We start from the raw sequence: 11,089 nt of genomic DNA, 5'->3' as shown, positions 1-11,089 counted from the left end.
AACGGGCGGATTTCCGCCCGTTTTCGTTGTGCTTATGGCGTAACGATGTTGAACCAGAATTCGAATTTATCCATATAGCCGAGCATGGCATCAAGCTTGGCGCCGTCACCGGTTATCTTCACGTCACCGCTGTCTTGTGCCTGTTTCAGCGTCACTTCCTTGAGGATGATTTTGTTCAGCGTATCGCGATTAAGCGTGATCGTAGCATCGGCATCTTTCGCTTCGGCATTGGCGGTATGGTTCAGGACGCCATTCTCCAGCTCAAGCTTATATTTACCGCCATCACTGCCAAGATCGATGTTAAACACCGACTTCGCATCACCCGCTTTTTGTCCGTTAATATGCACTGCCAGATAATCGAAGAACATTTCCGGCGTCATAGCACGAACGGTATCCGGGCTGGCGGTATTCGGGGTTGGGCCTTTGACCACGCCGTTACGCAGCTCTTGCGCGCCGGTCAGGTAGAAGTTACGCCACGGGCCGGATTCAGCCTGATAACCCAGTTGCTCAAGCGCATCTGCTTCCAGATTACGTGCGGCCTGGTTATTTGGATCGGCAAACACGACTTTGCTTACCACCTGTGCCACCCAGCGGTAGTTGCCCTGGTCATAGTCTGCTTTTGCTTTCTGCAAAATGGCGTCCGCACCACCCATGTAGTCGACAAATTTCTTCGCAGACTCTTCCGGCGGCAGCTCATCCAGCGTTGCCGGGTTGCCGTCAAACCAGCCGAGATAGAGCACATAGGTCGCTTTTACGTCATGGCTCACGGAGCCATAGTAACCGCGGTTAGCCCAGGTATGTGCCAGTGAGTCCGGCAGCTTAAAGTTGGCAGCGATTTCATCGCGGGTCAGACCTTCGTTAGCCATGCGTAGCGTCTGGTCGTTGATGTAACGATACAGATCGCGCTGACTTTTCAGCAGGCTGACCACCTTGTCATTACCCCAGGTTGGCCAGTGGTGCTGCGCCATCAGCACTTCGGCTTTATCACCCCAGCGCACAATCGCTTCGTTGATGTATTTGGACCACGGCAGCGGCTCACGAATTTTGGCTCCGCGCAGGGAGTAGGTGTTGTGCAGGGTGTGGGTAACATCTTCTGCGGATTCAATCAGTTTCTTCTCTTCGATGTACCACAGCATTTCCGACGGTGCTTCGGAACCCGGGGCCAGCATGAAGTCATAGGTCAGGCCATCGATGACCTCTTTTTGTCCATCTTTCTCAATGATATTTGTTGGCGCAATCAGGGTAACGGTTCCCGCGGAGGTCGTGGTTCCCAGTCCCGCGCCGACCTGGCCTTTGGCATCAGGTTTTAACAGGTTGCCGTACATGTAGCTCGCGCGGCGGCTCATGACGTTACCGGCCATGATATTCTCAGCGACCGCGGCTTCCATAAAGCCGGCTGGCGCATAAACTTTCACTTTGCCCGCTTTAACGTCGGCTTCATCGACAACGCCGCGTACGCCGCCGTAATGGTCAACGTGGCTGTGGGTATAAATCACCGCAACAACTGGTTTTTGACCGCGGTTTTTAAAGTAAAGATCCATCCCGACTTTGGCCGTTTCTGCCGAGACCAGCGGGTCAACAACGGTGATGCCTTCTTTACCTTCAATAATGGTCATATTTGACAGATCGAGGTTACGAATCTGGTAAACGCCATCCGTTACTTCAAACAGCCCGCTGATGTTGATCAACTGAGATTGACGCCACAGGCTCGGGTTTACCGTATCCGGGGCTTTATCGCCTTCTTTGATGAACGCGTACTGCTGCGGATTCCAGATAATATTTCCCTGCTCGCCCTTGATCACGTCCTGCGGGAGTGGGGCGATAAAGCCTTTGTGGGCGTCGGTAAAGTCGGTGTTATCGGAGAAGGGCAGTTGATTGTAAAGCGCGTTGTTGGCTTGTTGCGTGGCGGCTGTAGCGTCTTTGGGGGCTTCAGCGGCCATAAGAGGAACAGAAAACGATGTGAGTAACCCAGCAAGTATAAAACTTTGTGCGATTCTATTAAGTTGCATCGTAAAACCTCTCTGACACTTCAAAAGTACAGTTGGGGATGCTGCTTTGACGGATAGCGTTTTGATTAGGTATTTGAGTTAGTGCAAAATTAACTATAATTCACATGAATGATTAGGCAAGGAAGGCAGAGTAATTTATCTAACTGGTTTTTCAGAGGTTTTAAGAAAACAGTTGCGGATGACAGAGCAGAACTGCCATCCGTTAGCATACTATCATTCACCTGCGATAATACGTTTCCCGCTGGAGATAAACGTTCCGGCCCCAAGGTGATGCAGAGTATTGAGCTTGCCATCATCAAACTGCCAGCGTCCTTCCACGAAGGCTCGCTCATCAGCGGCAGCGGAGACCACTTCCCCAAACAGAGTGTCATATTTTTCCTGTGCCGCCGTGGCTGGCAACAGGCGACACTCCATCCAGGCCAGACATTTCGCTTCTATCAGCGGTAAACCTAGCACGGGTCCTTGTACCACGGGAATGCCGTAACAGTTGAATTTATCTTCCACGCGACCGGAAACGCTGCCTACGGCCCAGGTCCAGTTGACGGCGGCGATACCCGGAATAACGATGCCGAATTTACCGCTACGTTCAATGAGATCCCGCGACCAGGCGGTCTTATCAACAACAATTGCTACCCGCGGCGGCTCAAATTCCACGGGCATTGACCATGCCGCAGCCATCACATTTCGCCGCTCGGTATGCTCATCCCGGCTGGTTATCAATATCGTTGGGCCATGATTGAGTAGCCGGCTGGCATGTTTTAATTCGATCGGACGAAAATGGCTCATGGATGCTCCTTGGCTGAGAGATAACACACCACAATAAACATAGATATTAACGGTATTAGCGATTTTGTCGCCTCACAGGAATTAACAACGCACAAAATCGACAGCGTAAAACGAAAAATACGTTATAAGTACTGCATTAATCGAACAGGAACTCCGTATGACGCCTTTTTTAACCGCTTATTTTGCCCGTATTTGCTGGTCAGGTTCGGCCAACGTCAACCTTGAAACCTTGCAAGCGCTACATCTACTGCACAACAGCGCAATTCCCTTTGAAAACCTGGATGTATTACTGCCAAGAGAGATGCAGCTTGACGATTTGTCGCTGGAAGAGAAGCTGGTAACGGCGCGTCGTGGCGGTTATTGCTTTGAACAGAATGGCGTGTTTGAACGCGCGCTACGCGAAATCGGTTTTAACGTACGTAGCCTTCTCGGTCGCGTGGTACTGGCAAATCCGTCAAGCCTGCCGCCGCGCACGCATCGTCTGTTGCTGGTTGAATTGCAGGGAGAGCAGTGGATCGCCGACGTTGGTTTCGGCGGACAAACGCTGACGGCGCCGATTCGTCTGCAGGCTAACACTGAGCAGAAGACGCCACACGGCGAATATCGGCTGATTCAGGAAGGTGAAGATTGGATTCTCCAGTTCCGTCATCACGAACACTGGCAGTCAATGTATCGTTTCGATCTGGTCGTGCAGCATCAGAGCGATTATCTGATGGGCAACTTCTGGTCCGCACACTGGCCGCAATCACATTTTCGCCATCATCTGCTGATGTGCCGTCATCTGCCCGACGGCGGGAAATTAACGTTAACCAATTTTCACTTTACCCATTATCAGGATGGACATGCGGTAGAGCAGATTAATTTGCCTGATGTCGCCAGTTTGTATGCGTTGTTGCAAGAACGATTTGGACTGGGTGTGGATGACGTGAAGCATGGGTTTACCGAAGATGAGCTGGCGACGGTCATGGCGGCGTTTGATACGCATCCGGAGGCGGGGAAATAGGGGCATCGGAAGTCATGCCGGATACGGCGTCATCGCCTTATCCGGCCTTCGGGAACAATTAAAAATCTATCGCCCATTCTGCGTGAAACAGGATCACCGCCGAACCGGTAATGGTGACTTTTTCCGGCTGGTTTTCACGGATAGTCACCGTCACATCAACAATCCCGTCGCGCCCGAGCGCACGGCCCTGATGCCCCTGAACACGTAACGTTTTCCCATCATGCGCCATCAGCCCATGGTGGACCAGCCACGCGCCCATTGGACCGTTGGCATTGCCGGTAACCGGGTCTTCCACAATACCAATAGCAGGTGAAAACATGCGGCCATCAGTGGCGTTTTCGCCCTCGCGGATTTGAAAAGGGAAAAAGCCGTTACAGCCAATTTGCTGGCTGATGGCGGTCAAAGCCGGTAAATCAGGGGAAAGGGCGTCAAGGTCCACCTCGGGTTTCAGTGGAATCATCACTTTCGAATGTCCGGTCGTGGCAACCTGAATGGGTAAGCCTGCCAGCATATCGTCTTCGCTCAGGTGCAGCGCATCGAGAATCGCAGTACGAACAGCGCCCTCCAGCGGAGGTTCAAAACCCGGTTCACCTTGCTCAAGGCTAATGCGATAGTCATTCCCGGTAGCGTCAATATCCACCCGATGACGTCCGGCCAGCGAGGTTTGCCAGACCGTGCAGTTGCCCAGACCCAGCACCTTAGCCCGCACATAATGCGCGGCGACGGTAGCATGCCCACAGATAGGAACTTCGACCGTCGGGGTGAAATAGCGGATGCGAACATCGCTGTCGTCACTGGTCAGCAGAAATGCGGTTTCTGAATGACGCAGCTCGCGAGCGATGAGCTGCATCTGCGCGTCACTCAGTCCATCAGCATGTAAAACCACACCTGCTGAGTTGCCGCGAAAAGGGACCGAGGTAAAGGCATCGACGTGGTAAACCTGTGGTTTCATTAGTGTTCTCCCTGAAATGGAGAAGCATCATAACGTACAAAAAGCGGGATAGCGATGCAGGCCCGGTAAGCGCAAGCGCTACCGGGCATCAGAGTTCAATTATCGGCGGGAACGCACTATCTGATAGCGGCGAGTGAAGTACTCAAACGGCGCACTCCATACGTGGACCAGACGGGTGAACGGGAATAGCAGGAAGATAGTCATCCCCAGAACCAGGTGCACACGGAAAATCAACGCCACGCCATCCAGATGTGCAGATGCGCCGCCCTGGAAGGTCACCACTGACTGCGCCCAACCAACCAGTTTCAGCATTTCACTGCCGTCAGGATGCTGTGCGGAGAACGGGATGGTGGTTAAGCCGAGGATACACTGAATCAGCAGAACGCAAAGGATCAGAATATCAGCGGTGGAAGACGTTGCACGAATGCGCGGGTTGGTCAGACGCCGCACCAGCAAACCTGCGCCACCAACCAGCGTCAGTACGCCACAAAGCCCACCGGCAATCATCGCCATCTGTTGTTTCACCGCAATCGGCAGGAACCAGGCATACATCCAGTGCGGCGTTAGCATGCCGAACAGGTGACCGAAAAAGATCCCCAGAATGCCGATGTGGAACAGGTTTGACCACAGCACCATGCCGCGTTTGTCCAGCATCTGGCTGGAAGAGGCGCGCCAGGTGTATTGCCCGTAGTCATAGCGTAGCCAACTGCCGAGGATAAATACCGTACCGCACAGGTACGGGTAGATATCGTAAAAAAAGACGTTCAGGTACTGTATCATTTCGGGCCTCCCGCGCTGACGTCGACATACTGCGGCGCAACGTCCTGGCTAAAGCGTCGTTGATAGTTTTGTAACGGTGAACTGTCGCAGGCGGTGGCGTTATCCTCGATAAACTTCACCTGTTCCTCTTCCCACACCGCATCCAGCGCCTGACGAGTATCATCGCGGGTTTCAGTACCAACCTGCTTAGTGACACTGTCACTTGAAAGAGGGCTTCCGGCAAGCAGCAGCAGGGCGTCAAACAGTTGATACCACGGCGTATCGCGCTGTTTTAAGCGCCCGCCCAACAGAGCCAGAATCGGAGCAACGTTCTGCAGTCCTTCTTTGGCCTGGTCCTCCGGCAACACGCTCAAATACTCCAGATACAACGGCAGGTGATCCGGTAGTTCGCGGCAGTCGAGCTGTAGCCCGACCTTTTCATACTGCGCCAGCAGATCAACCATCGCCTGACCCCGGTCACGGGACTCGGCGTGCACGTGCTCAAACAGCAGCAGAGAGGTGGCCCGGCCCCGGTCAAAGATTTCGCACCATTCCGCTTGTTTATCCAGCAGTGGCGCATTGAGCAATCCCTGGCTAAATTCGGTAAGCATGGGGGCATCGCTGGCCACAAGCGCCAGCGCGTCGTCTTTACACTCCCACAGCAGCTCGTCGGGATATTCCATCAGCAGGCCGATAACCTTCAGGATTTGCATTATTCACCCTCCGCTTTATCGCGCACTTCGGTGATGTCGATTGCATCGATACGGCTACTGTTAAACAGGTTGAATTTGGTATCTGAGCCATGGCAGCCGTCACCGAAAGTAAATCCGCAGCCGTTTTTCTCCGGGAAGGCATCGCGCGCCATTTCGCGGTGGCTGGTCGGGATCACAAAGCGATCCTCATAGTTGGCGATGGCCAGATAGCGATACATCTCTTCAACCTGCTCAACGGTCAAACCCACTTCCTCAATCGCGCGGGTGTCCGTCACGCCTTCCACTGTCTGCGCACGCATATAGTGGCGCATGGCCATCATACGTTTCAGCGCGCGCAGCACCGGACCGGTATCACCCGCACTGAGCATGTTGGCGAGGTACTGAACCGGAATTCGCAGCGACTCAACCGCCGGCAAAATGTTGCCATTGTGCGGCAGTCCGCCCGCGTCGGCGACCGACTGAATCGGTGACAATGGCGGTACATACCAGACCATCGGCAGGGTGCGATATTCCGGGTGCAGCGGCAGCGCCAGTTTCCAGTCCATCGCCATTTTGTAGACTGGCGAACGTTGGGCCGCTTCGATGACGTTGTGCGGAATACCTTGTTTTAACGCCTCTTCAATGACCGCCGGATCGTGCGGATTGAGGAATACATCGCACTGACGCTCATAGAGATCGGTCTCATGCTCGGTGCTGGCCGCTTCTTCGATGCGGTCGGCGTCGTACAGCAATACGCCGAGATAACGAATACGTCCAACGCAGGTTTCCGAACATACCGTCGGCTGGCCGGACTCAATACGTGGGTAGCAGAAAATGCACTTCTCTGACTTACCGCTCTTCCAGTTAAAGTAGATTTTTTTGTACGGACAGCCGCTGATGCACAAGCGCCAGCCGCGACATTTGTCCTGGTCGATCAGCACAATGCCGTCTTCTTCACGCTTATAGATAGCACCGCTTGGGCAGGTGGCGACACAGCTTGGATTCAGGCAGTGCTCGCACAGGCGCGGTAAATACATCATGAAGGTGTTTTCGAACTGGCCGTACATCTCCTTTTGCATCTTCTCGAAGTTACGGTCGCGGGCACGTTTTGAAAATTCGCCGCCAAGCAGTTCTTCCCAGTTTGGACCCCAGATAATCTTGTCCATCCGCTTACCATCGATCAGCGAACGCGGACGCGCAGTGGGCTGATTCTTGCTTTCCGGCGCGCTATGCAGATGCTGATAATCGTACGTAAACGGCTCATAGTAATCATCGATTTGCGGGATTACCGGGTTGGCGAAAATTTTGGTGATTACGCCCATCTTGCCGCCCAGACGCGGTCTTATCTTGCCGTTAACATCGCGAACCCAGCCGCCTTGCCACTCTTCCTGATCTTCCCAGTTTTTTGGATAGCCAATCCCCGGTTTAGTCTCGACGTTGTTAAACCACGCATATTCCATCCCTTCACGCCCGGTCCAGACGTTTTTACAGGTGACGGAGCAGGTGTGGCAGCCGATGCACTTATCCAGATTAAGAACCATGCCTACCTGTGAGCGTATTTTCATTTTTTCGCCTCCTGTACCTGATCGCGACCTTCATCATCCAGCCAGTTAATATTTTTCATTTTTCTAATCATGATGAACTCATCGCGGTTAGAGCCGACCGTACCGTAATAGTTGAAGCTGTATGCCAGCTGCGCATAGCCACCTATCATGTGCGTGGGTTTCGGGCAGACGCGGGTCACCGAGTTATGGATCCCGCCGCGCATCCCGGTCACTTCTGAGCCAGGGATATTCATGATTCGCTCCTGAGCGTGATACATCATGGTCATTCCCGGTGGCACGCGTTGACTCACCACTGCACGCGCGGTGAGCGCACCGTTGGCGTTGAAGGCTTCAATCCAGTCGTTATCCTCAATGCCCAGCTCTTTGGCATCGGTCTCGCTGATCCAGACAATAGGTCCGCCGCGCGACAGCGTCAGCATCAGCAGGTTTTCGCTATAGGTGGAGTGGATCCCCCATTTCTGGTGCGGCGTCAGGAAGTTGAGCGCTTTTTCCGGGAAGCCGTTAGGCGGAACCTCGCGCATTTCACTGACGCTGCGGGTATCGATAGGTGGACGATACGCCACCAGACTTTCACCGAACGCTCGCATCCACGCGTGATCCTGATACAGCTGCTGGCGACCGGACAGAGTACGCCATGGGATCAGCTCGTGGACGTTGGTATAGCCTGCGTTATAGGAAACATGTTCACTTTCCAACCCGGACCAGGTGGGGCTGGAGATGATTTTGCGCGGCTGCGCCTGGATATCGCGAAAACGGATCTTTTCGTCTTCTTTGTTCAACGCCAGGTGCGTATGGTCGCGTCCGGTCATCGCCCCCAGCGCTTCCCAGGCTTTCACCGCCACCTGACCGTTTGTTTCCGGTGCCAGGGCGAGGATCACCTCAGAGGCATCCAGCGCGGTGTCAATCAGCGGGCGTCCTTTTGCCGGGCCTTCGCGCTTGGTGTAGTTCAGCTTGCCGAGGAAATCGACTTCCGCCTGGGTATTCCACGCAATGCCTTTCCCGCCGTTACCGAGTTTGTCCATGAGCGGGCCAAGTGAAGTAAAGCGTTCGTAGGTGGCGGGGTAGTCACGCTCCACAACGGCGATATTCGGTGCCGTTTTGCCCGGGAGGAGATCGCATTCGCCTTTGCGCCAGTCCTGAATGTCAAACGGCTGCGCCAGCTCTGCCGGAGAGTCGTGTTGCAGCGGTTGCAATACCACATCCGTTTCTTGTCCAAGGTGTCCGACGCAAACCTCAGAAAATACTTTGGCGATGCCTTTATAAATTTCCCAGTCGCTCTTCGATTCCCATGCCGGGTCGACCGCCGCAGACAACGGGTGAATAAACGGATGCATATCCGAGGTATTCATATCGTCTTTTTCATACCAAGTAGCGGTTGGCAGAACGATATCGGAGAACAAACAGGTACTGGACATACGGAAATCGAGCGTGACCAGCAGATCGAGCTTGCCCTCTATCGCCGCCGACTGCCATTCAACCTCTTCAGGTTTAATACCCTCGCTTGAACCGAGCGCTTCCCCCTGGATCCCGCTTTCGGTACCCAGCAAATATTTGAGCATGTATTCATGCCCTTTACCGGAGGAGCCGAGCAGGTTAGAGCGCCAGACGAAGAGGTTGCGCGGATGGTTTTTGCCGTTATCTGGCTGTTCGCAGGCAAAACGAATATCACCTGACTTCAGCGCCTGTGCGGTGTATTGCGCAGGAGATAGCCCTGCTTGTTCGGCTTTTGCTTTAACAGTCAAAGGGTTGAGGTTAAGCTGCGGCGCAGACGGCAGCCAGCCCATCCTTTCAGCCCGCACGTTAAAGTCAATCAAATGTCCGCTAAACTTCGACGCATCGGCCAGTGGAGAGAGGAGTTCCTGCGCGGTAAGTTTTTCATAACGCCACTGGCTGGAATGGTTGTAGAAAAACGAAGTGCTGTTCATCTGACGCGGTGGTCGGTTCCAGTCCAGCGCAAAGGCCAGCGGCAACCAACCGGTTTGCGGACGCAGTTTCTCCTGACCCACATAGTGCGCCCAGCCGCCGCCGCTTTGTCCCACACAGCCACAGAACACCAGGATATTAATCATGCCACGGTAGTTCATATCCATGTGATACCAGTGGTTGACGCCAGCCCCGAGAATGATCATCGAACGGCCATGCGTTTTGTGCGCCGTATCGGCAAACTCACGGGCGATCTGTTCGATATGACGGCGTGGCACCCCCGTAATTTGCTCGCCCCAGGCCGGGGTGTAGGCTTTCACTTCGCTGTAATCTTGCGCGCTATGAACATCATCCAGACCACGATCGAGGCCATAATTCGCCAGCACCAGATCATAGACGCTCACCACCGGGCAACGGCTACCGTCAGCGAGGGTAAAATGTTTTATCGGTAGTTGACGGATCAGCACCGGTTCTTGTTTTACACTGCGAAAATGTGGGTTTTCGTTGCCGCCAAAATAGGGGAATGCCACGCCGGTCACTTCATCATGCTGACCAAGCAGCGAAAGAGAAAGTTCAGTTTCAGCGCCAGCCGCCAGTGGTTCCAGGTTCCATTTGCCTTTTTCCCCCCAGCGAAAACCGATAGATCCGTTCGGGACAACCAGTTCGCCAGCGCTGTTAAAGGCTACCGTTTTCCACTCCGGATTGTTGCTTTCACCCAGGCCATCGACAAGGTCTGAAGCACGCATCATGCGTCCAGGCACGTAGCTGCCATCTTCGCGGGCATCCAGTAAAACCAGCATCGGCATGTCGGTATAGCGACGACAGTAATTGAGGAAATAATCGCTGGGATTGTCGAGGTGGAACTCTTTCAGGATGACGTGGCCCATCGCCATTGCCAGTGCGCTGTCTGTCCCTTGTTTGGGGGCCAGCCACTGATCGCACAGTTTGGCGACTTCCGAGTAATCCGGCGTAATGGCAATCGTCTTGGTGCCTTTGTAGCGTACTTCTGTGAAAAAGTGCGCATCCGGGGTACGAGTCTGCGGCACGTTAGAACCCCAGGCGATGATATAGCTGGAGTTATACCAGTCGGCGGATTCAGGAACGTCGGTCTGCTCGCCCCAGGTCATCGGTGACGCGGGCGGTAAGTCGCAGTACCAGTCATAGAAACTCAGACATGTTCCGCCGATTAGCGAGAGATAGCGAGTGCCGGCGGCATAGGAAACCATCGACATCGCCGGGATCGGGGAGAAGCCGACCACGCGATCCGGGCCGTAGGTTTTCACCGTCCAGACGTTGGCGGCAGCAATCAGCTGATTAAGCTCTTTCCAGTTCGAACGGATAAATCCACCGCGCCCGCGTACCTGCTTGTAGCTCTGGCATTTTTGCGGGTCGTTCATAAT

Annotated in this window: 8 protein-coding genes; 1 reads left to right on the top strand and 7 read right to left on the bottom strand. The window is 54.0% G+C overall.

Going from position 1 to position 11,089, the window contains the following annotated elements; all coding sequences use genetic code 11:
* Positions 1-32: 32 nt before the first annotated feature.
* Together FDW94_RS16990 and FDW94_RS16985 are read right to left on the bottom strand one after the other, a co-directional pair.
* Positions 33-2,009: an alkyl sulfatase dimerization domain-containing protein gene (locus tag FDW94_RS16990; RefSeq protein WP_137377937.1), complete on the bottom strand. Its 1,977-nt coding sequence runs from the start codon at positions 2,007-2,009 to the stop codon at positions 33-35.
* A 213-nt stretch (positions 2,010-2,222) separates the two neighbouring features.
* A complete protein-coding gene (locus FDW94_RS16985) occupies positions 2,223-2,795 on the bottom strand; it encodes a flavin reductase family protein (protein WP_003833054.1) in 573 nt (190 codons plus the stop codon).
* 157 nt (positions 2,796-2,952) lie between these two features.
* Between FDW94_RS16985 and nhoA the strand changes: the two genes are divergently transcribed.
* Positions 2,953-3,798, top strand: a complete 846-nt coding sequence (gene nhoA / locus FDW94_RS16980) for an N-hydroxyarylamine O-acetyltransferase (RefSeq protein WP_137377936.1) — start codon at positions 2,953-2,955, stop codon at positions 3,796-3,798.
* Positions 3,799-3,856: 58 nt separating this feature from the next.
* On the opposite strand, the gene FDW94_RS16975 is transcribed toward nhoA, so the two are convergent.
* From FDW94_RS16975 to FDW94_RS16955, 5 genes are all read right to left on the bottom strand, one after another.
* Entirely contained in the window at positions 3,857-4,750 is an 894-nt protein-coding gene (locus FDW94_RS16975) for a PhzF family isomerase (protein ID WP_137377935.1), read from the bottom strand.
* A gap of 99 nt (positions 4,751-4,849) precedes the next feature.
* Positions 4,850-5,530, bottom strand: a complete 681-nt coding sequence (gene narI, locus FDW94_RS16970; RefSeq protein WP_003833047.1) for a respiratory nitrate reductase subunit gamma — start codon at positions 5,528-5,530, stop codon at positions 4,850-4,852.
* The gene (gene narW, locus FDW94_RS16965) at positions 5,527-6,222 is read right to left on the bottom strand and encodes a nitrate reductase molybdenum cofactor assembly chaperone (protein WP_137377934.1); all 696 of its coding nucleotides are present in this window, start codon (positions 6,220-6,222) and stop codon (positions 5,527-5,529) included. Before narW ends, narI begins: the two co-directional genes overlap by 4 nt.
* Complete coding sequence (gene narH, locus FDW94_RS16960; RefSeq protein ID WP_008784807.1) at positions 6,222-7,766, bottom strand: nitrate reductase subunit beta; 1,545 nt, start codon at positions 7,764-7,766, stop codon at positions 6,222-6,224. The genes narW and narH overlap by 1 nt, the downstream gene beginning before the upstream one ends.
* The coding region (locus FDW94_RS16955; RefSeq protein ID WP_249358588.1) for a nitrate reductase subunit alpha at positions 7,763-11,089 on the bottom strand (3,327 nt) is incomplete at its 5' end. The genes FDW94_RS16955 and narH, both read right to left, overlap by 4 nt.

Source organism: Citrobacter sp. wls757 (assembly GCF_005280935.1).
Lineage (GTDB): Bacteria > Pseudomonadota > Gammaproteobacteria > Enterobacterales > Enterobacteriaceae > Citrobacter > Citrobacter portucalensis.
This window is presented reverse-complemented; position numbering and strand designations above follow the sequence as displayed.